Raw genomic sequence first — 23,380 nt, 5'->3', positions numbered from 1 at the left:
TTGGAACTCAACAGCGAGGTCTCCACCATGGCCGACCAGAAGAATATCACCGACGACGCGATCAAGGACCCGCATGACTGGACCACCGGCGATGAGCCGATGACCGGAGCGCAGGAATCCTACGTCCACACGCTCGCCCGGAAGGCCGGCGAGGAGGTGAGCGACGACATGACGAAGGCCGAGGCTTCCCTCAAGATCGAGGAATTGAGGGAGAAGACCGGCGTCGCGGAGGCCCCGGCCAGGCCGAAGGGGAAATCGGCGAAGAAGTGAGCCCGAATCCGGCCGGGTGAGGGCCGCTCGCCATCGGGCGGGCCTTCGCCCCTCCCGGCCCCACCCGTCATCTCCACGAGTGACGGCCCGGGCTCACGTCGCGGGATCATTTTCCGCCCGGCCCTCCCGGGCGAATTCCGCGCGACCCAAGGTCGAGTGGGGGCACCGGGCCGCCCGTCCTCCCGGACGCCAGAATCTCGACCCCGATGCGACGTCGTGATAGCCTCGGTCGTCGATCGGGCCGGGGACCATCGAGGGCGACACATGGCGAGCCAGGACCGGGGCCGGACCTTCTCCATCTCCGACGGGCTCGCGTTGATCGCCGGGCTCGCGGCGAGTTTCGCCGGCGTGAGGGCGACGGTCCCGGACGCTCTTTTCAAATCGCTCACCTACCCGAGCGTCGGCCCGGACTGGCACGTCGTGGAGGGCCTGATGGAACTCGCCGTGGTCGTCGGCGTGCCTGCCCTGGTCATTTGGACGCCGTTTTGCCTGTTGTTGCAGGCCAGGAAGCCACGACCCCCCTGGCGGCGCCTCCGCAGGTAGCCCGGATTTGTGGCGGATCTGTTCGCTTCGGCGATCATCGGCCTCACCGTGGCGACGGTCACCGGCCGAGAACTGCTCTTCTCGACGCAGCGGATGGGATCGTTCATCGATCGAAACGCCAACGCCTACATCCTGCTCAGCATGGCCTGCGGGGCGGCCATGTTCTGGGGTTGGGCGGGGCTCTGGGTGGGCGGCAGACTCAGTCGAGCCGGATCGTGGAGGGATTGGCTCGGGCTGGCCAATGCCGCCGGGTGGGTCGCGATGGGGATGTTCTGCACCTACTTCCTGTATGACAAGCTCCGAGCTGCCGGCTGCCCTTCTATCGCGAGGCGTGAGCATGGGGCCGGCTCGGACGTCACGCGGGGTCACGCCGCGCGAGAGGCTGTCGCCCGGTCCCGATCCCCCCGGGAATCGGCGGGCATGTCCGGGTCGGCCGATCGAACCACCCCGGGCGGGCAAGTCCTTCCCGATCCGGCTTGCGCGAGTTACATTGGGACGAGTACAGACCGCCAGTCAACCTGCCAGCGACGTGCCAACCCTCGCGAGATTGCACGACCCTCCCCCGGTCGAAAGGCCCGAGCCATGCCGAACCGACGCGATGTCTTCCGCCTGGGCGCCCTGGCGCTGGGCAACTTGTTCGCCCTGGCGCTGGCCGTGCCGGGCTTGAAATACCTGCTGGACCCGCTCGGGAAGTCGGCCGAGGCGAAAGGCTACCGGCCGATCGCGCGGCTCGGTCAGCTCGAAGTGGACCGGCCCCAGTCGTTCTCGGTGATCGAGAATCGGCTGGATGCCTGGGTCAAATACCCCGAGGAGCCGATCGGGACGGTCTGGCTGGTCCGCCAGCCGGCAGGGGCGAACCCGCCGGTCCTGGCGTTCTCGGCCGAGTGCCCGCATCTGAGCTGTGCGGTCAAGGTGGGGCCGGATCGGAAGTCGTTCCTCTGCCCCTGCCACGCCGCGCGATTCCAGTTCGACGGATCGAGGATCAACGAGGTTGCGGCCCGGGGGATGGACAGCCTGCCGGTCGAGCTTTCCGACGAAAAAGACCCCGAGATCCGGGTCAAGTTCGAGCGGTTCCAGCCCCAGATCGCGGAGAAGAAAACCCTTGCGTAACTCCATCGCTGACTGGCTCGACGAGCGGACCGGGTATCGCGAAGCCTTCCGATCGGTCTTCGATCGCCCGGTCCCCGGCGGTCCCGGCTGGGGGCAGGTCCTCGGGTTCACCCTGGCGGCCACGCTGGTGGTCCAGCTCGTGACCGGACTCCTGCTGATGACCACATATACCCCCTCGGCCAATTCGGCCTGGGGGAGCGTCTATTTCATCACCTATCGGATGGATCTCGGCTGGTTCATCCGGGGTCTCCACCGGTTCGGGTCGTTCGGTTCGGTGATCGTCGGCGGGCTCCTGCTGCTCCGGCTGGTTCTCCGGGGGTCGTATCGGGCCCCTCGCGAGATGAACTGGTGGCTTGCGGTCGGGGTGTTCTTGCTGATCCTGGTCCTGGGCGTGACGGGGAACATCCTCCCCTGGGACCAGCGAGGCTACTGGGCGGCGGTCGTCGAGATGACCATCGCGGGCGGCGCCCCGGTGGTCGGCCCGATGGTCAAGAAGGTGGTCGTGGGCGGTTCGGCCTTCGGCAACCAGACGCTGACCCGGATCTACGGCTTGCACGTGGCTGTTCTCCCCGGAATCCTCGCCGGCCTGCTCTGGGGCTACTTCGCCCTGTTCCGTCGACATGGGTTCGATGGCAAGGATCGACCCGAGAAAGCCTCGCCCTTCTGGCCCGAGCAGGCGCTCTATCACGTGGTGGCGGCCTTCGTCGTCCTGGGTCTCCTGATCGGCCTGACCCTGGCCAATCACGGATATTCGCTGGACGCACCCGCCAACCCTTCCAGCGGCGACTACCCGGCGCGTCCGGAGTGGTATTTCCTCCCGCTCAACCAACTGATGAAGGTCTTCCACGGCCAGGAGATGATCGCCACCATGGTCATCCCCGGGATCATCGTCAGCGTCCTGATGGCGATGCCCTTCCTGGATAAGATCCTGCCCCGTCGTCTCGCCCACGTCGGGTCGTGCTTCTTCATCCTGACCGTCGCCGCTTGCTCGGCGTACCTGACCTATCAGGGCCTGGCCCACAGCGACGAGTTCCGGAAGGCCCGGGCCGAGGCCGACACCGAGGCCGAGCGGGCCATCCAGCTGGCCAGCCTGGAAGGGATCCCTCCCGAAGGTTCGAGCTACGTCCTGGGACGCGACCCGCTGACCAGGGGCGGCGAGCTATTCGGCAAGAAGTGCCAGAGCTGCCACAACCTGGGCGACCGGAAGGCCGAGGAGCAGTCGGCCGCCGACCTGAAAGGCTTCGGCTCATTCGCCTGGATCCGGGGGCTGCTGGAGAAGCCCGACTCCGACGCCTACTTCGGCAAGGTCCCGCTGGCGGGCGGGATGCAGGAGTGGAAGGAAGGGTCCTCGATGACCGCCAAGGAACTCGACGACGTGGCGGCGTTCGTGGCGGACTTCGCCAAGGTCTCCCCCGACCTCACGCCCGACGAATGGGCCGCCACCCCCGAGGTCAAGGACCACCCCGGACGCGCGGCCTTCCAGAAGGAATGCGCCGAGTGCCACACCATGGGCGACCCCTCGGCGCAATCCAAGAAGCTCCAGCCCGCCCCCGACCTCTTCGGGTGGGGTTCGGACCGATGGACGGCACGCATGATCAAGCATCCCGCCAACCTGAGCTTTTATGGATACCTGGAGGGGGACCAGCCGATGCCGGGCTTCGTCGGCCAGGTCACCGATGCCGACCTGACCACGCTGGTCCGCTACCTCAAGGGTCAGTACGTCCCGACCGGCGGCTCCACGGGCACGGGGCCGGAAGCGGTCGTCCACCTCCCGTCGGGTGGGTTGCGATCGGCCGAAATCGTAACCCCAGCTTCCCCTTAAATGAGAGGCAAAATCATCAATAAAAACGAGGCAATTCGCTGGTTTTTCCTTGAGTCGACGGGATCGGGCCGTTAGACTCCACTCACCTTCGCGGAGACGTGAGTCAACCCCGGGTTCTGCAAGCCTTCTTCGGGTTGACTCACAAACATCGACCTCAACCGCATGAATCCGGGACTTCCCCCTCTAGGTTCGTCGCCCTCGGCATGATGCCGTTCGCCTCGACCCGGAAAGTCCACCCGCTGTCACCCACTCGCGGCCCAGCCGTGCCGCGCCTTGATTTGGCCGCCGATCCCACGGCGAGTTCACCACTCGCGTACCCATGATGGGTCATTCGTGGGACGGTCAACGAACGGATTTCGCTGACGCCAACGCCAGGAAAGGAAGCCATCCATGAAGAATCGCCCGCTGATCGGCATCAATGCGGATTATCGCGCCGCGGCCAAGGGACGGACCCCTCAGACCTTCATGCACAGCGGCTATTACGACTGCATCCTCTCGGCCGGCGCCCTGCCGATCATCCTGCCGCCGCTCACGAAAGAAATCGACCTCGCCCCGATCCTCGATCGGCTCGACGGTGTTTATCTGACCGGCGGCGAGGATCTCGACCCCAAGAAGATGGGCCTGGCCCCTCATCCTTCGGTCGCCGTGATGTCCGAACGTCGCGAGACGGCGGATCGGCTGCTCATCAAGCTCGTCCAGCAGCGCCGGATGCCCATCCTGGGCGTGGGCCTGGGGATGCAGCAGATCAACGTGGTCAACGGCGGGGGGATCTACCTCCACCTGCCCGAGGACCTGCCCCGGAGCATCCCGCATCGTGACCCGCAGGGGGGCGTCCATCGCCACACGGTGATCATGGAGCCGGGCACCCGGATGGAAGAGATCTACGGGCCGGGCGAGATCCGGGTCAACAGCTACCACCACCAGGGGATTCGCAAGCTCGCCCCGATGTTCCGCGTCGGTGCCGTCGCCCCCGACGGGCTGATCGAGGCGTTCGAGGGCAAGGACCCCTCCTGGTGGGTCACCGGCGTCCAGTGGCACCCCGAGAACGAGGGGAACATCTCCCTCGACATGCAGCTCATCGAAGCCTTCACCGAAGCCGCGGCCTCGTTCAAGAGCGTCCCGGCCCTGGCCAAGGTCGGCTGAACCCGACCGGGTCCCACCCATCCTTCGCAGATACCCGGCCGCGCCCTCTCGCGGTCGGGCCAATCGCCTCGAAAAAAGCGGTCGGGGAGACGGCGGCCAGGAGATCTCGGCCGTTGCCCACGGGTAGCCGCGCTCACGGATGGGCGGGGCATGCATTAACGATGATGCGCCCGTGGGAGCCCCCGTTTTCCGCACTCGAAACAAGATCCAAACCGATCGGTCCGCCCGGGTGAAACGCACCCCGGCGGACCTTTTGGGTTGATCCAACGAAACCGCCCGGACGGATCGGCTCCGGCCGGGCGGTCCTGTTCGGTGTCGGGGCGATCGAGGCTCAGCCGGCGGCCGTTTCCAGCTCGACCTGGATCAGGTTGGCGGCTTCGAGGGCCTGCTTCCGGAGATCCTCGGTGATCCTCATTGAGCAGAACTTGGGGCCGCACATCGAGCAGAACGCGGCGGTCTTGAAGGCGTCCTGCGGCAGGGTCTCGTCGTGCATCCGGCGGGCGGTCTCGGGGTCGAGCGAGAGGTTGAACTGCGCCTCCCAGTCGAACTTGTAGCGGGCCCGGCTGATGGCGTCGTCTCGATCTCGGGCGCCGGGACGATGGCGGGCCAGGTCGGCGGCGTGGGCGGCGATCTTGTAGGCGATCACCCCTTGCCGGACGTCCTCGACCTCGGGCAGGCCCAGGTGCTCCTTGGGCGTGACGTAGCAGAGCATGCTCGCCCCATGCCAACCGGCCAGCGCCGCGCCGATGGCCGAGGTGATGTGGTCATACCCCGGCGCGATGTCGGTCACCAGCGGCCCGAGGACGTAGAAGGGGGCCTCGTCGCACTCGATCGCCTGCTTCTCCATATTCATGGCGATCTGGTCCATCGGGACGTGCCCGGGCCCTTCCACCATGACCTGGCATCCGCGAGCCTTGGCCCGGCGGGTCAGCTCGCCCAGGGTCTTCAACTCGGCGAACTGCGCGGCGTCGGAGGCGTCGGCGATCGAGCCGGGGCGGAGGCTGTCCCCCAGGCTCCAGGTCACGTCATACTCGCGCATGATGTCGCAGAAGTCGTCGAACCGGGTGTAGATCGGGTTCTCTTTCTTGTGGGCGAACATCCACTGGGCGATCAGCGAGCCGCCACGCGAGACGATCCCGGTGATCCGGTTGGCGGTCAGCGGGATGTAATCCCGGAGGATTCCGGCGTGCAAGGTCATGTAGTCGACACCTTGCTTGGCCTGGTGCTCGACGATGTCCAGCAGGCCCTGCTCGGTGAGGTCCTCGACCTTCTTGACCTGCTGGATCGCCTGGTACATCGGCACGGTGCCCACCGGCACGGGGCTGGCGGCGATGATCGCCCGGCGGATTGCGTCGATGTTCCCGCCGGTGGAGAGGTCCATCACGGTGTCGGAGCCCAGCTCGACGGCCATCCGGAGCTTGGCCAGCTCGTTGTCGACGTCGGAGGTGACGGCCGAGTTGCCGATGTTCGCGTTGATCTTGCAGATGGCCTTGATGCCGATCGCCATCGGCTCCAGGCCCTGCTTCAGGTGCTCTCGATTGGCCGGGATGACCATCCGACCCCGGGCGACCTCGTCGCGGACCGTCTCGGGTTCGAGCTTCTCGCGAGTGGCCACGAAATCCATCTCGGGCGTGATATGCCCTCGGCGAGCCTCTTCGATCTGGGTCATGGCGCGAACGACCTCCGACGGGCGAACCCGGACTGTCCCGACACCTGGCAACGATCAAGCCACCAGCGGCCCCGTCCCCTGACGGGCCAAGGTATTCATCCTAGTCGCCGGGACCCGGTCCGGTCAATTCGGCCAGGATCGGCCCCGCCCGCTTCCTAACGGCCCCAGCCGACCACGACCCACTTGACGGGGAAGCTCAGGATCGCCGCCGCGATCGGAATCGAGAAGAGTCCCGCCAACATCTTCATCTGAAGGCCCAGGGCGAGGTTCCAGAACGGCAGGGCGACAGGCTTCCCGGGCTCGCGCCCGAGCGAGTTCCTGACCCGGAGGAACTGGACCGCGATCGTGAGGCCGCCCCAGAGGATGGCGCCAGGTATGGCCGTGGCCATCGAATCCCCCAGCGTCTTGCCGAAGGCGTCGAACCAGAAGTACATCACGCACCAGCCGCTGGTCATCCCATAAAATACCATCACGATCGTGTAAACCAGGGAAGCGAAGACATACCAGAGTTTCCCCACCCAATTCATATCGGCCCATTCGGATCGATCGGTCGGCGTGCTCTCGTGGCATTGCGGGCAGAGGACGAGGTTGGGGCCGAGCATGCTGCAAAACCCATTGAACGCGCGGTTTTCGAGTTCGTGCCTGCAACGCACGCAGATGAGGTGAGTTTCTACACGGATCATGGCGGCTTCCAGCGACGATGGGGGGATGGCCGGTGGATCTTCGCAGGTCGGGGTGGCTCGAACAATCGGGGACGGGTCGGGCGTGAAGCAGGATCTTCGGAGGGGTGAGCTGCATTCACGAACCGATCGCGAGCGGTTGCACTCCCGCGTCATCGGTCCGATAATTCCATCAATTCGCGTCGATCTTCCTACGCCTGGACGCTTCCGACGACCGGGGGGTGCGTTCCGATGTTCGGTCCCTTCAGCTTGATCCTGGCCCTCCTGACCGTTCAGGACCCGACCCCGCCGACGTCCGAACCGCAGGCCCAGGCTCAGGCCCCCGAGGCGGCGCCGAATCCCGGCGAGGCCCGAGCCCTGGCCGAGTACGAGAAGCTCCGCCAGAAGACCCCCGCGACCGCCGCGGCCCAGTGGAAGCTGGCCCTCTGGTGCGAGAAGATGGGCCTCAAGACCGAGTCGATCATCCACCTCGGCCGGGTGATCGAGCTCGCCCCGACCCGCGAATCGGCCTGGCTTAAGCTGGGCTTCAAGAAGCACGATGGCCGATGGATGACGCCCCGCCAGATCGCCGAGGCCGAGGCGTTCAAGAAGGCGGAGAAGAGCTGGCTCGCCGAGCTGAAGAAGTGGCACGCGGAGATCCACGGGGGCAAGAAGCAGGCCGAGGCCCGGGAAGCCCTCGGCGCGGTCACCGACGAGGCGGCGGTTTCGGCCGTCTATCGGGAATTCGGCGTGGGCGGCCCGCGAGACCAGGAGATCGCCATCCAGTTGTTCGGCCAGATCTCCTCGCCGGTCGCCTCCAAGACCCTGGCCCTCCTGGCGATCTACGGCAAGTCGCCCGCCGTCCGACGCGTGGCGAACGAGACGCTCCGTGGCCGAGACCCCGAGGAATATCTCGAAGTCTTCGTGGCCTTGATGAAGGACATCCTCAAGTACGAGGTCCGGCCCGTCGGCGGGCCCGGCTCGCCCGGCGTCCTGTTCGTCGAGGGAGAACGGTACAACGTCAAACGGTTCTACGCGCCACCGACGCCGAACATCGCGATCCTCCCGGGCGACTCGATCGGTTACGACATGAACGGAATGCCGGTGATCTCGCGAACTCGGCTGCTCGTGCAGGGGGCGGCGGCCGGGGTCAAGGGATCGAAGGATCTGGTCGAGGCCCGGGATTCTTACGTGACGGAGACCTTCTCCTACGGCCAGGCCCTGGCCGAGGCCCGACGGGGGGCCGTCTTCGCGCAGTCCCAGCTCGCCGGGGACGTCGCGGTGGTCGAATCGCTCAATGAAGAACGGAAGCAATTCAACGAGATCGTGATGGCCGCGGCCCGAACGGCGAGCGGCAAGAATCCCGGGAGCACGGCCAAAAATTGGCGCGACCTGATCGCCAAGGTCGACCGCTACGGGACGCGCCCGGTGCAGAGGACGGTCCCGACCATCGACGAGCTGGTCCCCCTCGGATATGTCCCCAACTTCGCGTCGGCCATCTCCACCCAGCTCTCGTTCGCCACCCGACGCTACGTCGACACGTGACCCGAGCTTCATTAACGGCTTCCGGTCGGAAGCCCTCGCCCCACGATCGTCGAGTCTCATTAGAAGTAGGTGGGCACCGCCCACCGGGATCGCAGGCGTCTAACTGGGTTGGTGGGAAGTGCCCACGCTTCGGAACTCGCGCAGCGTGAGCTACAATCGGCGTCCATCCTTGCCCACGTCTCGCCAGGGGATTCCTCCCGGCAAGATCTCATGAGTTGGTGCCCGTTACCCGTGCTTGGCCTTCTTTATCGCCTCTGCTACCCTGGAGGCTATAAGGAGAATCGCCTCATGACCATTCAACTGCCGGTTGACCTGGAAAGATCTCTTCAAGAGGCCGTCAAGCGCGGTCGATTCGAATCCGTCGACGCGGCGATCATCGAGGCGACTCGCCTGATTCTCGGCCAGTTAGACCATCAGGCGAAGCCCGAGGCGAAGGATGATTCGGGGGATTCCGGCCTCGGTTTCATCGGTGCCCTCCGCGAGGATGCCGTTATGCTCGACCGGGCGGTCGAACACGCCATGCAAGTTCGCGAGGAGCGGCCCTGGCGGCTGAAGCCTGTTGAATAAGGCCTTGCTCGATACGGACATGCTTTCCGAGATAGGGAAAGGCATCGATCCCATCGTTGTCCGGAATGCGGTGGCATATCGCAAGAAACATGGCTTCCTGACGATCTCGGTTATCTCGATCATGGAAGTGATCCAGGGATACCAGCGGGTTGGCAGTTCCGCCCGCATCGAAGTCTTTCAGAACTCGCTACTTGCCGAAGAAGTGATCTCGTTCGACCCGCTCGCCGCAGCCCTTGCCGGGCAGATCGCCGGAAAACTTGATCGAGCTGGCCTACCCATCGGTCGATGCGATCCCATGATCGCCGCAATTGCCCTTTCTCGCGGGTTCGAACTGGTGACGGGCAACACGTCCCATTATCAGCGACTCTCATTAATCGGTCATCCGCTGGTCCTGATGAACTGGCGGTTCTGAAGCGTGTGGCCCCCGGCGGGTGGCAGGGGTTGCGGTCGGGCTTCGGGCTGACGGGCGAATCTACCGGCTTCCAGTACAAATAGGGTGGGCACCTCCCACCGGGATCGCAGGCGACTAACTGGGTTGGTGGGAAGTACCCATACTACGGAACTGGGCTGGTGGACGGTGCCCACCCTCCGGAACTGTCCGAGATGATGCCGATGAAAATCGTAGATATTTCAACGATCGAATTTCGCGATCCTGAATCGGGTAGCCTGGCACTCGCAATGGTCAGGCGTTGCGGAAATTGGGTGGTACTCGGCATGTCAATTCAAGCAAACGGAGACTTCGACGTCGTGATCGATCTGGAATCCGCCAGAAAATTAGCAGAAGGAATCGGTGAATGTATCAAAGCTATAGAAAACAATGATTCGATCGCAACCTGAATGAGTCGGATGCAGATTCCACCGGTCCGCCAGGGTCGAGGGGCGGCAGAGCACCATAATCTCGGCCGACGGCCGGGCGGTCCGCGAGGCGAAGGATGATCCTGACGGCCGAGTGGTCCGAACGATTCTTGAAGGCCTGCTCGGCGGTGAGGTCGGCCCGTCGACGATCGGTGACTTCCGGCACCTTGATCTATTCCTCGGTCCCGGGAGGTCGTTGCTGGGTGACCGCCGAGGGCTACGTCAAGATCCTCGATCCCCGGATCGATGGCAGTTCCTCGATCCGGCTGATCGTCGGCAGGGGAGGCCTGTTCGGCGAGCGGCCCTTCGGCCAGGGGGCGTTTCGCGGATTCCTCTCGACGCAGCAGGAGCAGGCCATCGCCCACGGCCCCGCCGAGATCATCGAGCTGGATCGGGGGGAGCTGGAGTCGGCTTCCCGCGCCGACGGCAATCTCGCTTCCCTCCTCCTGGAATCCACGACCAGTCGGGCGCAATTCCTCGAGCGCCGGCTGCTCTGGCAGTTCACCTCGCCGATCCGGGCACGCGTGGCCGCTACGCTCCGGGACCTGATCTGTTTCGAGGGTCGGCGATGCACGCATGGCCACGCCATCGACGTTCGACTAAGCCACCAGGATCTCTCCGAACTCGTCGGCGCGGCCAGGCCGGTCATCAGCGCCGAACTCGTCCGGATGAAGCGCGAGGGGCTTCTCGAATACACCCGCTGCTATTTCTGCGTGGACGACCTGGCGGGCCTCGACCGGATCGCCACCACTTGAAGTCCGCGTGAGTTGCCGGATTGTCATTGGGATGACAGCTTCAACGTCCTTGAGAGTTTAGGATTTCCTCCCGGCGTCGGAGTCGCACGAATTCTCGGACCCGGGGTACTAATCGATGAGCGGGCTTTTGAAATCGATCGGGCTGCATGTCTCGCGCTATGGACTGGTGATCGTACTGCTCTGGATCGGCGGGATGAAGTTCACGGCGTACGAGGCCGAGGGCATCCGGCCGTTGGTGGCGAACAGCCCCCCCATGAGGTGGGTCTACAAGGTGATGAGCGTCGGTGGGTTTTCGTCCCTGCTCGGAGTCATCGAGATCGCCATCGGGACGCTGATCGCCCTCCGGCCCGCCTGGCCGATCGGCTCGGCCGTCGGTAGCGGCCTCGCCGCGGGGATGTTCCTGACGACGCTCAGTTTCATGGTGACGACCCCGGGTTGGGAGCCGAGCCTGGGCGGCTTCCCGGCACTCTCGGCGATGCCCGGGCAATTCCTGCTGAAAGACGTCGTGCTCCTGGGAGTGGCCCTGTTCACCGCGGGCGAGGCACTCGAGGCTTCCCGACCGAGGGGTGAAGCTGCAGCGTAGCGAGGTCATCATCCAACCACTCTGATGGGATTAGTAGTAGGGCGGGCACCGCCCGCCGGCCTCGATGTCGCTCATATGAGTCGGTGGGCGATGCCAACCCTACCGGGCTTCGGCGAGGGTTTTGGAGGGTAATTGACCCCGAAGCGTAGAAGCAGGGGTGGGCACCGCCCATCGGGTTCGTAGGCGTCCAATAGGGTCGATGGGCGTCGCCCACCCTACGGAACTTTACTTATCTCACTGGTAGAGCCCCTTGGTCGAGAAAGCCAGGGGTATTGAAGATCGAAATCCCCCAAAGACTGCCGAGTAGCAGGACTCCTTGCGAGTTAAAATGTGGGAAAATCGCCGGATTCAACGGGCTCGCCTTGCGATACGGGAATCCCAGCAGGTCAGTGTTCGGCCCTCCGAAAGTCAACTCACCATCGACGACATTAGCCTGAGCCTGCCGCAAGGCCATCCGGAGCGACGCGTTGCTCTCGGAGAAGCCAGCTGCCTGGGCTACCATCCACTTCACTGGAACTCCGGCGACCATTCTCGACTGTGCGATTAGTCGGCGGAGTTGGGCTTCATAGACCGCCGGGTTAGTATGCAGTCCGGTATCGGTTTCGCCCTGATCCCAAAGCACTGCCCGGACGCCACCACGGTATTTGAAGTAAATGAGCGCGGTCGTCAATCGATCGTAGAGGGGATGGCCTGGCTGCCACTCGGCGATGGCCGTACTTCCTTGGCCGATCGAGTAAATCCCGATGGGTAAACCGGTTGCGGCGGCGAGATTGCTCGCCATCTTGGGCCAGACGCTCCCCCCGTTGCTCCGATCAAAGACCGGTTGTGGGTCGTATCCCCATCGCCATCTCGCGAGCGGAAACCCCGGACCAAGTCCGTTACCGGAACCTGAATCGAACGCCGAGACGCGGAGGTCGGGAAGGAAACCCGTCGGATCGCCCGAGTTGGTCGCGTTGGATTGCCCAGCCGTGATGAAGACCTCTCCCACACCTACGGCGAAAATCGTCCGGGGTTGTCCGACCCTCCCTCGATAGGTCGGCCGAATCTGGAGGTCATATAGGCCGCCTGCGAACTGACGGTAGACGCCGATGAATCGCCGGCCAATGAACGATACACTCACCAACCGAGACCAGCCCTGAGGGTGTCCCGACATCCCTTCACGCAGGAATGAACGAGCCTGAAAGCCGTCAATAGGTCCATCGAATGTGCCCATGAAGACGATGTTGCCACGACCGTCGTCGCGACGCTGGACGACCTGCCGGAGCATCGGCTCGCTCACCATGTTGATCCGTCCTACCGAAAGCGAGGGGGAGGCCCGATTGGGCCCCGATTCGGCTCGAACCGGCTTCTCGGTCAATATCCCTATCATGATGGGAGGCGGGAACAACCACATGATCGATGCGATGATCAAGGATTGTCGGCAATCTCGAATCATGAGATGATGGCGCATGGCCTCACCTCTTCGAAAACGAAAAAAGCCCCTACCATGAGCGTGCTCATGATGGGGCCGTCTTGACCCGAATCCGTCGGAGGCGCAGCAAACCCTGACCCCATCCCCGCAGGTCATCACGGAGCGGAGTCGTCCTGGTCGCGATCGTCTCGCAGACGTAGAAGGCCGAATATCGAAAGAATCATGATGATTTACGTTTTTTGATTTGTCAATAAAATAGCTGTGTGAATTTGGCGAGTTTGAGACTTGCAGGTCTGGCGATCGGTCTCATGCGCCATCAGGCTTTCCCGATGAAAGCTCGCCACCGAGTTCGATTGGCGGACTTCTGGTGGCCTGGTAGAGAGTAGGACTTGTTTTCCCTCGAACGTCGGCACAGAGGTTTCGGATGGGGCGAGCCATCCTCGTAACCCAGAGGAAGGTAATTTTTAGAGAGTTGGCCTCGGGCAAAAGCCCGACGCCATCGCCGACGACTTGGAGAGCCAAGAATGGACCAAACGGAGACAGGTGCGAATCTCATGAAGCTGGCGGTAAATCCGCGGGCCAAATGGAGGACATCCCGGCGAGCGTTGGCAGTTGAACGAGGGACGTTGCGAGGGCACACCATGGGCGGCAGATCACCCGATGTCCGGTCGAGCATGACACCTCAGTGATCGGCTCGAATTCCCGGAATCCAGACCGGGAAGTGTGCTAACCAGTCGGTCGCGGGCGTGAAAGTTCGGGGAGATTCCCCCGGGCTCTGTACCATCTTCCCCGCGAGGTTGTCTCCATGATCGTCTCCGAAGCTCGACTGGCCGCGAATCGCCGGAATGCCGCACTTTCGACCGGACCTAAGACCGAAGCGGGGAAGGCGCGGTCCAGGGCCAATGCCCTGAAGCATGGGCTCTGTTCGGCTGTCGTAGTGCCCGAGAGCATCGAGGCGATCCAGGAGCGGGCTTCGGCGTATTATCGCACGCTCAAGCCTCAGAATGAGTTTCAGAGCTGGCTGGTCAACGAGGTCACCATCCTCAGCCTTCGGATCGAACGTTGCGAGCGGATGGAGCGGCGGGTCCGGGACAAGTTCTCGCTCCGGTCGGAACTGACCTGGGACGATGATCGGAAGCGGGAGGCCGCGACCCTCGGGGGGATGATCGGCAAGCGTCCCGAGGAGGTCGTCGAGGCGTTGCGCCGGACCCCTCAGGGGTGCGAATGGCTGATGGCTCGTTGGGCCATGCTGGCCTACTCGGCGGACCTGAAGGGGTGTTGGACCCCCGAGCAGACCCGACTGGCGTTCGACCTGCTGGGCACGCCGATCGAGTTTCGCGAGGGGCACCGGCCGGGGGCCTCGCTGGATCTGGAAGGGAAATTGGTCGAGCCCGCCGAAGGCCCGGCGGGGGTGGCCCGTCGCGAGATCGCCGCCTTGAAGGAACGTCGGGATCTGGTGAGCGACCTCGACGAGGTCAACCGGGCACTGGCCTGCTCGGACCTGAGCCATGACGAGGATCCCGAGTTGCGGCGGCTCCGTCGGTACGAGTCGGCCTTGCATCGGCGGCTCCGCTGGTGCCTGGCGCAGATCAAGTATGAGTCGCCCCATCGAGGACCGCATCCGGATCTGAAACCCCAGTGGGTCGCCCGGATCGAGGAGGAGGCGGAGACCCTGGCCGCGGAACGGATGGTGGGGAGGTCGCCGGTCCAGGTCCCGCTGGCTCGCCAGCACTGGCAGGGGCCGACGGCCTGCCCGCCGTTCGACCTGTCTCCCGAAGAAGTGCCGGGCCCCGGGGAAGCGCTGGACGTTCCGAAGATCCTCACGTCCCGGGCCGAGAAGCGGCTGCGTCGGGCCGAGGGGCGTCGCGAAGCCCGACGTCGGAAGCTCGAACGGCTCCGCGCTTGAGGATCGGGCCTATCAGGACTCGAGGAGTCGGTTTTCGACCCGGATCCTCTCCCGGGCTGGCCCCCTCACGCCTCGCGCGATTCCTGGATTGGCATGGTCGAGCGGTTTGGGTTGTTTCGTTCGGTTTTGTTGTCGATCTGGAGGTGGCCTGCCGTTTGCATTGCATCATCCTCGGGCCTTTTCCGCGATCGAGGTCGGTCCGGGGCATCGGGGAGAAAATGAAGCCAACGCAGTCGCGAAACGAAGCCAACCGCGAGCGGCGGCATGGGTTGCTCGGGGATTCCGGGAGATTGGCGGCCGGATCGCGGAGCTGGTTTTCTCGACTCATGAGCGGAGTCGATCATCCCTATTATTCTCCCAGGTTTCGCGATCGGGCCCGAACGAAGTCGCAAACTGACATTTCTTCGATTTCTGATGGATATCGGGCGAGGTTTCGCCGACAATATCGAAGACATGGTGGTGCGATCCCAACGGGACCGGATCGGCCCACCCCCCGCCCCCGCCGCACTCGATCACCGCGGAGTATCATCGCATGACCTTCCCGTTCGCGACGGCCGACTCGTCGGCCGGGTCCCGTCGACGTCGTCGAAAAATCTGGGTTGGGCTGGCCCTGATTCCCGCGGTCCCGATGGCCGCGAGCTGGTGGTTCACCGAACCGCTGGTCGATCATCCGGTGAGCCCGCCGCCCCGGCAGATCGATACGACCGTGGCGATCGAGCCGGTTGCGGAGGTCGAGCGAGAGTGGCCCGAGGTTCCGCTGACGGGGGACGAGGCCAAGCGTTTCCTCCTGGAAGAGGGGCTCCGGGCGGCCCGCCGGATCGAGCAGGTGGTCGACTATACCGCCACGTTCCGGAAGCAGGAGCGGATCGCGGGCAAGCTCGGGCCGGAACAGACGATGGCGATGAAGGTCCGCAACAATCCGTTCGCGATCTATCTGAAATTCCTCGCGCCCAAGGCGGGCAAGGAAGTGGTCTATGCCGAGGGGCACCACGACAACAAGGTGATCGCCCACAACGGCGACTGGACCCGTCGGCTGATCCCCCGCCTGGCCGTCGAGCCCGACTCGGCCGTCGCCCTGGCGGATACCCGGCATCCGGTCACCGAGGCCGGGCTGGTCAACCTCTCGCGCAAGCTCCTCCAATACCGGAAGATGGACATCGGAGATCCCGACGCCGAGACGATCGTCGACCGGACGACCGGCCCGGACGGACGGCCACGGCTCCGCTCGACCCACATCCATCATCGGGCCGACGGATCTCGGCCCTTTGCGAAGGTCGTTGTCCTCTACGACCCCGAGACCCGGATCCCGATCCAGATCTCCAGCTACGACTGGCCGGCCTCCGGAGGGTCGGGAGAGCTCGAACTGGCCGAACGGTACACCTACGACGACCTCCGGCTGGACGCAACGCTGACCTACTCGGACTTCGATCCCAAGAATCCCGACTACGCCTTCATGAGATTCTGACTGGCCGAGCGAGCCCGGGTCTGGCATCCTGGGAAGTGCCAGGGACCGATCGTCGACGGGAGCCCCAGTCAATGAACGCGACGGTTGTCCGTTGCAACGTGCCCGGCTGCAATGAGCCCGCTACGTACAAGATCGCCGCGCCGTGGAGCGACGGGGCCTTCACCGAGCTGAAGACCTACGGACATGCCTGCCCCGACCACCTGGGGGCGGTGTTCCGCGACTCCGAACAGCGTCGAGAGGCCTACGTCCCGCTGCCCAGCGAGACGGTCGAGGAAATCGGGATTTACCGATACGAACAAGGCAAGCGCGACCGCCAGCTCCAGCGTCTCTGGGGCCTCGAAGAGAATTACCGATCCTGATCGACCGGCCCCGATTCGCACCCCGGACCCGCACCCATGATTCGTCACGGACTCCTCGCGCTCGCGCTGCTGGCCCCGATCAACGGCCTCCTCGAGGCCGAGGGGCAGTCGATCGACTTCAGGGTCAAGGCCGGGGAACACGATCGCGATCGGACCCCGATCCGCTTCGAAGTCGCGGAGGATCGGCTCGGCCCGGAAGTCCGCCGGGCGCTCGACTCCGGCCCGGTGGCGGTGGGCCTGGGTCGCCGGTCCGGTAACCAGGTCAGCCAGTCGATCGCCCAGGTGGATCGGCCCGGAGTGGGGAAGCCGGCCCGGGTGACGTTCGTCCTGCCCACCCCGCTCAAGAAAGGGGAGGAGGCAAGGTTCCGGCTCCTGGGATCCCGGCCCCTCGGCCCGGACGGCCCCTCCGAGACGCCGCTCCGGTGGTCGATGGGCGGGGAGGTGGCGGGGGGGCTCGACCTCATGATCGGCGGTCGTCCGGTCTTCCGGTATAACTCGGGCCCGGTCTCCAGCCCGAATTACAAGGAGATCCAGAACCGGGATGCGTACATCCATCCGGCCTATTCCCCTTCGGGAAAACTGATCACGGGCGACTTCTCCCCCTTCCACCCGCATCACCGGGGGTTCTTCCTGGCGTACGAGCGGACGAATTCCGGCGACCTCGCCCCCGACTTCTGGAACATCCACCATGGGTCCGGCAAAATTTACGCGGACGGCCTGGATAAGTCGGTGGCCGGACCGGTGACGGCCAGCTTCTCGGCCCGACACCGATGGGAGGCGAAGGTCAAGGCGACCGGCGAGAGTCGGGTCGTCCTCCGCGAGCGCTGGGATGTCGAGGCGATCGAGATCCCCGGCTCGCCCTACTGGCTCTTCGACCTGACCTCGACCCAGCAGGCGGTCGATCGGCCCCTGGAACTCCTCCCCTACCGATACGGGGGGATGGCCTATCGAGGCCCCGAGCCGTTCGTGAAGGGGACCCTGGACGTCCTGAACAGCGAGGGGCAGCACCGACGGGACGCGGACCAGAAGCCCGCCCGATGGGTCGACCTGACCGGCCCGGTCGCCGAAGGCTCGGCCGATTACGCCGGGGCGATGATCGCGGACCACCCGGAGAATCCGCATTATCCGACCGTCGCAAGGATTCACCCGACCTCGCTCCCGTTCTTCTGCTTCGTGCCGGCCCATGACAAGGCCCTGACAATCGGCAAGGATACTCCGACCGTCTTCCGCTACCGGGTCCTGATCCACGACGGGCATCCGGACCCGGTCCTGGACGAGAAGATCGCCCGGGATTTCGCCGAGCCGCCATCGGTCGAGATCGAGCCGATCGGACGCTGAAATCGGTCCCAAAGGCAGGCCCTCCGGACGTTACGACCGGACTGACCGGCGCACGCACTCTAACAGGCCGTCGGACCGCAATTTCCGCCGTCGGGATGTGGGCTTGGATCGGGACCACCGACGATATAACGCTCGGTCCGACCGACCTCGAAGCTTCGCGAGCCGCGGAGTGGAGCGGTCGGTCCGGTTCCGTGGGGAAGCGTCGTGGCCTCGTCCGGTCGCGCCGCCCGATTAGGGATGGAGTCGACCCGAGGGTCAGAGACCCGAGGGATCGGAGCGGAGCGGGCGATGAGCCGGAAGGTCTGCGGACCGACCGGCCCTATTGGCCGAGCCGACGTTTAGGAGGGAAACAGGAAGTGAACATTGTCACGACCCGCTTTGGCCTGATCCAGGTCCCGGAGTCGGATCTGTTCCGGATTCCGGACGGACTGGTGGGGTTCCGTGCCTTCACGCAATTCATCCTGCTCCCCGATCCGGTCGCCGCCGGCCTGTTGTGGTTGCAATCCGCCACCGCACCGGAGCTGGCCTTCGGGCTGATCGCCCCCCCCCTGGCGATCGGCGACTATCGGATCGAGCTCCGCCCGGGAGACCGGGCGGCGCTGGAGCTGGAAGAAGAGCGTTCGGCGCTCACCTACGTGATCCTCAATCGGGGCGATGGGGGCGGCCTGACGGTCAACCTCCAGGGGCCTCTGGTGTTCAATCCGGCTCGTCGGCTCGGCCGTCAGTTGGTGTTGACCTCCAGTCGCTACGCCGTCCGGTACCCCCTGTCCGGTCATGGTCAGGCCACTGCCCCCACCCTGCTACCCGGACCGTCGGCGCTCCGCGCGACGGCGTGACCGGGTCGGCGGTCCACACCGTCGACGTTTCTTCCCGAGCCCCGTCGAGGTAACCGAGCGCCCGGGCAAAGTGACCACGGATGGTCACGGGTCTCGTTGGCAGGAGGAAGGAGCCCGAAGATGTTGGTCTTGTCCCGACACCGCGACGAAAGCATCATCATCGGCGATGACATCGTCATCACCGTGGTGGATATCCGGGGCGACAAGGTCCGATTGGGGATCGCGGCCCCCATCGAGATCTCCGTACACCGCCAGGAAGTGTACGAGGCCATCCAGCGAGAGAATCGGCAGGCGAGCCGACTGGAACCCCAGGAAGCCCGCCAACTGGAAAATCTGGCCCCGCCTCTCCGGCGCGACATCCGTCGCCCTCGGAGCGAAGGAGCCTGAATTCGACCGCTGGAGCGGAAAGGGGTCTCGACCCCTGACGCCCCCCGACCCCTCGACGAAGCCCCATGCCGGGCGGTCGTCCCCCGGATCAAACCGGAGGACGACCGCCCGGCTTGCTTCGTCCCGACCTCGACCCGGATCTCGCTTCAATCCAGCTCGATGATCTCCTCGTCGTCCTCTTCGATCAGCTCGATCCCGGAATTCAGGGCCTCGCGCCAGCCCCCTTCATCGAGGTTCATCGGGGGCATCACCACGTCCAGATTCGGCCGGGCGCCGGGTTCCACCTCCGGGCGGCCCATGCCCGGGATCGGGGTCGGCGACGCGAATTCGACCGGCGGCAGCTTCGGCCCCCGCCGGCCCTGATCGGGCATCTCCGAGGGGGAGGGGAGATGGTCGGGGCCCAGATACACCCGGAACTTCACGCCCCCCAGGGTCAGTCGGTCCTCCGGAAGGAGCGCCGCCCAGCGGACCTTCTGCCCCTTGACCTTGGTCCCGTTGGTCGTCGCCAGGTCGCGGACGACCAGCAGCCCATCGGTCTTCACCAGCACGCAATGGCGCTTCGAAAGGCTCGGGTCGTCGATCTGGATGTCGCAGAAATCCCGACGGCCGATCAGGGTCACATCTCGAGTGATCGGGATCGGCGGACCACCGTCGAACGGAATCAGCTCCGCTTTCATCGGTTGCCCCCAAGAAAACGGCGTCCTGCGAAGACTTGCGGCTAAATGCAAGTTGCAATTTCGATTATATCCGTTGGTTCCGATCGAGCAAGTCTATTGATTGCATGCAGATGTCCCGCAAAGTCCGCCGAATCGGATCGTGGGGCCGAGTGAAACTTACCCGGCATCCGACGGGTAGCCGCTCTTGAATCCGGAATGTCCGAGGCCAGGGTGGATGCGACCCGAGGAAACACCATGAGTCATCGAACCGCAACGTCTCGATCCCGGGGTTTGGTCCGGGCTCTCGTCCTCGGGATGGCGGCCTCGACGCCCGCCCTCGCGGGAGACCGGCCACGTGGCCCCGACTGGATCGTCGGTGATGCGGTGGCCTCGGTGGAAGTCGTGAGGCCCTCGGATCTCATCAAGCGATTGACGAATGAGCCGGTCCCGACCCTCCTCGGCTCGATCCCCGGATACCAGCGGTACCTGGCCGGCGACGCCTATCGCGAACATCGGGCGGCGCTCGAGGTCGTCTCGGGCCGGCTCGGGACCACCTGGGACCGGGCGCTGGAAAACATCCTGGGCGATGGCCTGGTCCTGGCGATCGAGCCGGGTACTCCCCCTCGCGGGATCCTGGTCGCGACGCCTCGCGATCCCGCCTTCCTGGCGAAGTCGCTGGAGACCCTGATCGCCCTGGCCCGCGAGGACGCCGCGACCAAGGGGAAGCCCGACCCGATCCGGTCGGCCGAGCATCGAGGGGTCCTCGGCTATAACCTCGGGCCGAATGTGGCTCTGGCGATCGTCGACGGGACCCTGGTCATCGCCGAGTCGGCCGAGACCCTCAAATCCGTCATCGACCGATCGATCGACCCGCTCGATCCCGGCTCGACCCTCGCCGGCGAGCCCCTCTGGAAGGCCCGACGATCGGCCGACCTCTCCGGCGACGCCCTCGCCTGGGCCTTCCTCCGCGTCGACCGGCTCCGGAAGCTCGACTCCAACGCCCTGAAGGTGCCCGATCAGGTCAACCCCCTGGCCGGACTCCTCTTCTCCGACTGGGTCGAGGCCGTCCGGAAGACCCCGTGGACCTCGGCCGGGCTGACCTGGACCGAACAGCGCCTCGGACTCGACCTGACCGTCGCGACGCCCCCGGAGGGATACTCGGAGGCCCTCCGTCGGTATCTGCCCTCGGAAGGGAAGGGGGCTTCGACCCCGCTTGCCGTGAAGGGTTCGATCGCCAGCGTCTCGCTCTGGCGCGACCTGTCGAGCCTCTGGGAGGTCCGATCCGATCTGTTCCCGCCCGAGGTGGTCCAGGGGTTTGCACAGCTGGATACCGTCGCCGGGACCTTCTTCGGCGGGCGTGACTTCGGGACCGACGTCCTGGGGGCCCTGGGGTCGAACTGGCGGCTGGTGATCGCCAGCCAGGACACCTCCGACTTCGACCCGATGCCGGCCGACAAACTGCCGGCCTTCGCCTTGATCGCCGACCTGAAGCCCGACGACCCGGATTTCGCCATCCGGCTCAAATCCGCGTTCCAGTCGATCATCGGCCTGATCAACCTGGGCGCGGCCGAGTCCAAGGCACCGCCCTTGATGCTGGGCTCGGAGACGATTGATGGGGTCGCGGTCGCGACCTCGAAGTTCCTCAAGCCCAAGGTCGTCGAACCGACCGAGCCGGTCCACACCCGGCACAACTTCACCCCCTCGGCCGCCCAGGTCGGCGACCACTTCATCCTGAGTTCGAGCCTCGGGCTGGTCCGCAACCTCATCCCCGCCCTGAAGAATCCCACCGAACCGACTGGGGCAACTGTCCTGATCGAGGCCGACGGGGCCGAGCTGGCGGGCCTGGTCGCGGCCAACCGCCCGAAGCTGGTCATGCAGAACATGCTGGAGCAGGGGAACGACAAGCCCAAGGCCGAGTCCGAGATCGACTTCCTGGCCAGGGCCCTAAAGACGCTGGGGCGTGGGAGCTTCTCGGCGATCGACTCGCCGGAAGAAGTCCGGCTCCGCCTGAACTTCAAGCTCCAGACCCCCTGAGCCGAGGTGGCCGACCATGCGACCGACCGACCTGAGGAATGAACCCGCCCGAGCCTGGTCGAGCTTCGAGCCCGGCCCGGATCGGCCCTGGGACCTGTCGAGCGTGGCCCATCTCCATCGGAGGGCGGGCTTCGGAGCCCCCTGGAAGATCCTGACCCGCGACCTGTCCGAAGGCCCCGCCGCCTCGGTCGACCTGCTAATCGAAGGAGAGCCGACCGGCGGCGACGGCCAGTCGGCCTCGGAGTTCGCGGCCTTCCTCGACGCGATGGGTTCCCGGCTCGGATCGTCGGCCGACCCGAGGCGGCTCCGGGGGATCTGGCTCTACCGGATGATCCACACCCCCCGGCCGCTCCTGGAGCGGATGACCCTGTTCTGGCACGACCACTTCGCGACCTCCATCGTCAAGGTCTCCAACCCGTCGGCGATGCAGCGGCAGAACGCCCTGCTCCGGGCGAACGCGCTGGGGAATTTCAAGGAGTTGCTCGATCAGGTCGGCAAGGACCCGGCGATGCTGATCTGGCTGGACGCGACCGCCAACCGTCGGGCCAGGCCCAACGAGAACTACGCCCGGGAGGTCATGGAGCTTTTCAGCCTGGGCCGGGGGCACTACACCGAGTCCGACATCCGCGAGGCGGCGCGGGCCTTGACCGGACGATTCGTGACCAACGATCGATTCTCCGTGCTCCCCGCCCAGCACGACGGCGGGGTCAAGACGATCCTGGGCCGGACCGGGAACTTCTCGGGCGACGACCTCCCCAGCATCCTGCTCGATCAGCCCTCGTGCGCCGAGTTCCTGGCCCGCAAGCTGTTCCGCCAGTTCATCAGCGAGGTCGACTCCCCCTCCGACGCCTTGATCGCCCCGCTGGCCGCGAGCTTCCGGGAGTCGGGCTACGACATCAAGGCCACGGTCCGGATGATCCTCCGGTCGAACCTGTTCCACGACCCGGCGACCCGTCGGAAGCGGGTGAAGAGCCCGGTCGAGCTGACCATCGGGGCCATCCGGTCGCTGGAGGCCTTGAAGCCGACCGTCTCGGCCGATGCGTTGGGGGATGCGTGTTCGAGGATGGGACAGGCCCTCTATGCCCCGCCCAGCGTGGCCGGATGGGAGGGCGGGCCGTCCTGGATCAATTCGGCTTCGCTGATCGCCCGGACCAACTTCGCGCTGGGATTGCTCTCGAAGGACGATCGGGACTTCGGCGGGAGGACCGACCCGACCGCGCTGGCGGCTCGTCATGGCTTTGCGGAACCGGCCGGGGCGTCGAAGTTCCTGCTCGACCTCCTGGCTCCGGATGCGTTCGATCCGGGAGGTCGCGAGCGACTACTGACGAGGACCCCATCGGACGTGGCCTCGGTCGTGCTGACCTCGCCGGAATATCAACTGGCCTGAGGCTCGCCATCTCGGCGACTTACGGCCCCTCTCCTTCGCGGGAGTGCGGAGATCGGTCCCATTTCCTCGTGAGACTATCC

General features: G+C 65.2%; 23 protein-coding genes. 19 read left to right on the top strand and 4 right to left on the bottom strand.

The genetic code is table 11. The features are described from left to right. Nucleotides 1-27: 27 nt before the first annotated feature. The 5 genes from P12x_RS23500 to P12x_RS23480 all read left to right on the top strand — a co-directional run bounded on the left by P12x_RS23500 (nt 28) and on the right by P12x_RS23480 (nt 4,888). Nucleotides 28-270 (top strand): DUF3072 domain-containing protein, encoded by a 243-nt coding sequence (locus P12x_RS23500; RefSeq protein ID WP_435007386.1) that lies wholly within the window; start codon nt 28-30, stop codon nt 268-270. A 264-nt stretch (nt 271-534) separates the two neighbouring features. Beyond that, the gene (locus tag P12x_RS23495) at nt 535-813 is read left to right on the top strand and encodes a hypothetical protein (RefSeq protein WP_435007385.1); all 279 of its coding nucleotides are present in this window, start codon (nt 535-537) and stop codon (nt 811-813) included. A 9-nt stretch (nt 814-822) separates the two neighbouring features. Beyond that, nucleotides 823-1,923 (top strand): ubiquinol-cytochrome c reductase iron-sulfur subunit, encoded by a 1,101-nt coding sequence (locus tag P12x_RS23490; RefSeq protein WP_435007383.1) that lies wholly within the window; start codon nt 823-825, stop codon nt 1,921-1,923. After that, nucleotides 1,916-3,745 (top strand): cytochrome b N-terminal domain-containing protein, encoded by a 1,830-nt coding sequence (locus P12x_RS23485; protein ID WP_435007382.1) that lies wholly within the window; start codon nt 1,916-1,918, stop codon nt 3,743-3,745. The genes P12x_RS23490 and P12x_RS23485 overlap by 8 nt, the downstream gene beginning before the upstream one ends. A gap of 390 nt (nt 3,746-4,135) precedes the next feature. Then, a complete protein-coding gene (locus P12x_RS23480) occupies nt 4,136-4,888 on the top strand; it encodes a gamma-glutamyl-gamma-aminobutyrate hydrolase family protein (RefSeq protein ID WP_435007381.1) in 753 nt (250 codons plus the stop codon). A gap of 331 nt (nt 4,889-5,219) precedes the next feature. On the opposite strand, the gene thiC is transcribed toward P12x_RS23480, so the two are convergent. Both thiC and P12x_RS23470 read right to left on the bottom strand, forming a co-directional pair. Beyond that, nucleotides 5,220-6,608 carry a phosphomethylpyrimidine synthase ThiC gene (gene thiC / locus P12x_RS23475; RefSeq protein WP_435007379.1) on the bottom strand — a complete coding sequence of 463 codons (1,389 nt, stop codon included), beginning with the start codon at nt 6,606-6,608 and terminating at the stop codon, nt 5,220-5,222. A gap of 104 nt (nt 6,609-6,712) precedes the next feature. Beyond that, complete coding sequence (locus P12x_RS23470) at nt 6,713-7,240, bottom strand: hypothetical protein (protein ID WP_435007377.1); 528 nt, start codon at nt 7,238-7,240, stop codon at nt 6,713-6,715. A gap of 228 nt (nt 7,241-7,468) precedes the next feature. Here P12x_RS23470 and P12x_RS23465 point away from each other — a divergent pair, with 228 nt between their 5' ends. The 6 genes from P12x_RS23465 to P12x_RS23440 all read left to right on the top strand — a co-directional run bounded on the left by P12x_RS23465 (nt 7,469) and on the right by P12x_RS23440 (nt 11,521). Beyond that, entirely contained in the window at nt 7,469-8,761 is a 1,293-nt protein-coding gene (locus P12x_RS23465) for a hypothetical protein (protein WP_435007376.1), read from the top strand. A gap of 288 nt (nt 8,762-9,049) precedes the next feature. After that, on the top strand, nt 9,050-9,328 hold the full coding sequence (locus P12x_RS23460; protein ID WP_435007375.1) for a hypothetical protein: 279 nt from the start codon (nt 9,050-9,052) through the stop codon (nt 9,326-9,328). A gap of 4 nt (nt 9,329-9,332) precedes the next feature. Then, a complete protein-coding gene (locus P12x_RS23455) occupies nt 9,333-9,740 on the top strand; it encodes a PIN domain-containing protein (RefSeq protein WP_435007374.1) in 408 nt (135 codons plus the stop codon). 191 nt (nt 9,741-9,931) lie between these two features. Next, complete coding sequence (locus tag P12x_RS23450; RefSeq protein ID WP_435007372.1) at nt 9,932-10,165, top strand: hypothetical protein; 234 nt, start codon at nt 9,932-9,934, stop codon at nt 10,163-10,165. A gap of 95 nt (nt 10,166-10,260) precedes the next feature. Further along, the gene (locus P12x_RS23445; RefSeq protein WP_435007370.1) at nt 10,261-10,938 is read left to right on the top strand and encodes a Crp/Fnr family transcriptional regulator; all 678 of its coding nucleotides are present in this window, start codon (nt 10,261-10,263) and stop codon (nt 10,936-10,938) included. 115 nt (nt 10,939-11,053) lie between these two features. Then, nucleotides 11,054-11,521, top strand: a complete 468-nt coding sequence (locus P12x_RS23440; protein WP_435007369.1) for a YkgB family protein — start codon at nt 11,054-11,056, stop codon at nt 11,519-11,521. Nucleotides 11,522-11,750: 229 nt separating this feature from the next. Here the strand turns inward: P12x_RS23440 and P12x_RS23435 are convergent, their stop codons facing one another. Beyond that, nucleotides 11,751-12,674 (bottom strand): sialate O-acetylesterase, encoded by a 924-nt coding sequence (locus P12x_RS23435; RefSeq protein ID WP_435011716.1) that lies wholly within the window; start codon nt 12,672-12,674, stop codon nt 11,751-11,753. A gap of 1,063 nt (nt 12,675-13,737) precedes the next feature. On the opposite strand from P12x_RS23435, the gene P12x_RS23430 reads away from it, so the two are divergent. The 6 genes from P12x_RS23430 (at nt 13,738) to csrA (ending at nt 19,223) form a co-directional block, all read left to right on the top strand. Then, nucleotides 13,738-14,838, top strand: coding sequence for a hypothetical protein (locus P12x_RS23430; RefSeq protein ID WP_435007367.1), 1,101 nt, complete (start codon nt 13,738-13,740; stop codon nt 14,836-14,838). Nucleotides 14,839-15,370: 532 nt separating this feature from the next. Beyond that, nucleotides 15,371-16,303, top strand: a complete 933-nt coding sequence (locus P12x_RS23425) for a DUF1571 domain-containing protein (protein ID WP_435007365.1) — start codon at nt 15,371-15,373, stop codon at nt 16,301-16,303. A 71-nt stretch (nt 16,304-16,374) separates the two neighbouring features. Continuing rightward, nucleotides 16,375-16,662: a hypothetical protein gene (locus P12x_RS23420; RefSeq protein WP_435007364.1), complete on the top strand. Its 288-nt coding sequence runs from the start codon at nt 16,375-16,377 to the stop codon at nt 16,660-16,662. Between the two features lie 36 nt (nt 16,663-16,698). Next, complete coding sequence (locus tag P12x_RS23415) at nt 16,699-18,000, top strand: PmoA family protein (protein ID WP_435007363.1); 1,302 nt, start codon at nt 16,699-16,701, stop codon at nt 17,998-18,000. Nucleotides 18,001-18,356: 356 nt separating this feature from the next. Continuing rightward, nucleotides 18,357-18,836 (top strand): flagellar assembly protein FliW, encoded by a 480-nt coding sequence (fliW, locus tag P12x_RS23410; protein WP_435007361.1) that lies wholly within the window; start codon nt 18,357-18,359, stop codon nt 18,834-18,836. Nucleotides 18,837-18,956: 120 nt separating this feature from the next. Then, complete coding sequence (gene csrA, locus P12x_RS23405; protein WP_435007360.1) at nt 18,957-19,223, top strand: carbon storage regulator CsrA; 267 nt, start codon at nt 18,957-18,959, stop codon at nt 19,221-19,223. Between the two features lie 146 nt (nt 19,224-19,369). On the opposite strand, the gene P12x_RS23400 is transcribed toward csrA, so the two are convergent. Beyond that, nucleotides 19,370-19,900, bottom strand: a complete 531-nt coding sequence (locus tag P12x_RS23400; protein WP_435007359.1) for an FHA domain-containing protein — start codon at nt 19,898-19,900, stop codon at nt 19,370-19,372. Nucleotides 19,901-20,134: 234 nt separating this feature from the next. Between P12x_RS23400 and P12x_RS23395 the strand changes: the two genes are divergently transcribed. Beyond that, nucleotides 20,135-21,913, top strand: a complete 1,779-nt coding sequence (locus tag P12x_RS23395; protein ID WP_435007358.1) for a hypothetical protein — start codon at nt 20,135-20,137, stop codon at nt 21,911-21,913. Nucleotides 21,914-21,929: 16 nt separating this feature from the next. Beyond that, nucleotides 21,930-23,300 (top strand): DUF1800 domain-containing protein, encoded by a 1,371-nt coding sequence (locus P12x_RS23390; protein ID WP_435007357.1) that lies wholly within the window; start codon nt 21,930-21,932, stop codon nt 23,298-23,300. Nucleotides 23,301-23,380 lie beyond the last annotated feature (80 nt).

The sequence above is a fragment of the Tundrisphaera lichenicola genome (assembly GCF_051175385.1).
GTDB lineage: Bacteria > Planctomycetota > Planctomycetia > Isosphaerales > Isosphaeraceae > Tundrisphaera > Tundrisphaera lichenicola.
This window is presented reverse-complemented; position numbering and strand designations above follow the sequence as displayed.

Excerpts from the sequence above, each read along its gene's own strand:
- P12x_RS23500 (WP_435007386.1), top strand. The coding sequence starts at position 28 with ATGGCCGACCAGAAGAATATCACCGACGACGCGATCAAGGACCCGCAT.
- P12x_RS23495 (WP_435007385.1), top strand. The coding sequence starts at position 535 with ATGGCGAGCCAGGACCGGGGCCGGACCTTCTCCATCTCCGACGGGCTC.
- P12x_RS23480 (WP_435007381.1), top strand. The coding sequence starts at position 4,136 with ATGAAGAATCGCCCGCTGATCGGCATCAATGCGGATTATCGCGCCGCG.
- P12x_RS23470 (WP_435007377.1), bottom strand. The coding sequence starts at position 7,240 with ATGATCCGTGTAGAAACTCACCTCATCTGCGTGCGTTGCAGGCACGAA.
- P12x_RS23465 (WP_435007376.1), top strand. The coding sequence starts at position 7,469 with ATGTTCGGTCCCTTCAGCTTGATCCTGGCCCTCCTGACCGTTCAGGAC.
- P12x_RS23460 (WP_435007375.1), top strand. The coding sequence starts at position 9,050 with ATGACCATTCAACTGCCGGTTGACCTGGAAAGATCTCTTCAAGAGGCC.
- P12x_RS23450 (WP_435007372.1), top strand. The coding sequence starts at position 9,932 with ATGATGCCGATGAAAATCGTAGATATTTCAACGATCGAATTTCGCGAT.
- P12x_RS23445 (WP_435007370.1), top strand. The coding sequence starts at position 10,261 with ATGATCCTGACGGCCGAGTGGTCCGAACGATTCTTGAAGGCCTGCTCG.
- P12x_RS23440 (WP_435007369.1), top strand. The coding sequence starts at position 11,054 with ATGAGCGGGCTTTTGAAATCGATCGGGCTGCATGTCTCGCGCTATGGA.
- P12x_RS23435 (WP_435011716.1), bottom strand. The coding sequence starts at position 12,674 with ATGTCGGGACACCCTCAGGGCTGGTCTCGGTTGGTGAGTGTATCGTTC.
- P12x_RS23430 (WP_435007367.1), top strand. The coding sequence starts at position 13,738 with ATGATCGTCTCCGAAGCTCGACTGGCCGCGAATCGCCGGAATGCCGCA.
- P12x_RS23425 (WP_435007365.1), top strand. The coding sequence starts at position 15,371 with ATGACCTTCCCGTTCGCGACGGCCGACTCGTCGGCCGGGTCCCGTCGA.
- P12x_RS23420 (WP_435007364.1), top strand. The coding sequence starts at position 16,375 with ATGAACGCGACGGTTGTCCGTTGCAACGTGCCCGGCTGCAATGAGCCC.
- P12x_RS23415 (WP_435007363.1), top strand. The coding sequence starts at position 16,699 with ATGATTCGTCACGGACTCCTCGCGCTCGCGCTGCTGGCCCCGATCAAC.
- csrA (WP_435007360.1), top strand. The coding sequence starts at position 18,957 with ATGTTGGTCTTGTCCCGACACCGCGACGAAAGCATCATCATCGGCGAT.
- P12x_RS23400 (WP_435007359.1), bottom strand. The coding sequence starts at position 19,900 with ATGAAAGCGGAGCTGATTCCGTTCGACGGTGGTCCGCCGATCCCGATC.
- P12x_RS23395 (WP_435007358.1), top strand. The coding sequence starts at position 20,135 with ATGAGTCATCGAACCGCAACGTCTCGATCCCGGGGTTTGGTCCGGGCT.
- P12x_RS23390 (WP_435007357.1), top strand. The coding sequence starts at position 21,930 with ATGCGACCGACCGACCTGAGGAATGAACCCGCCCGAGCCTGGTCGAGC.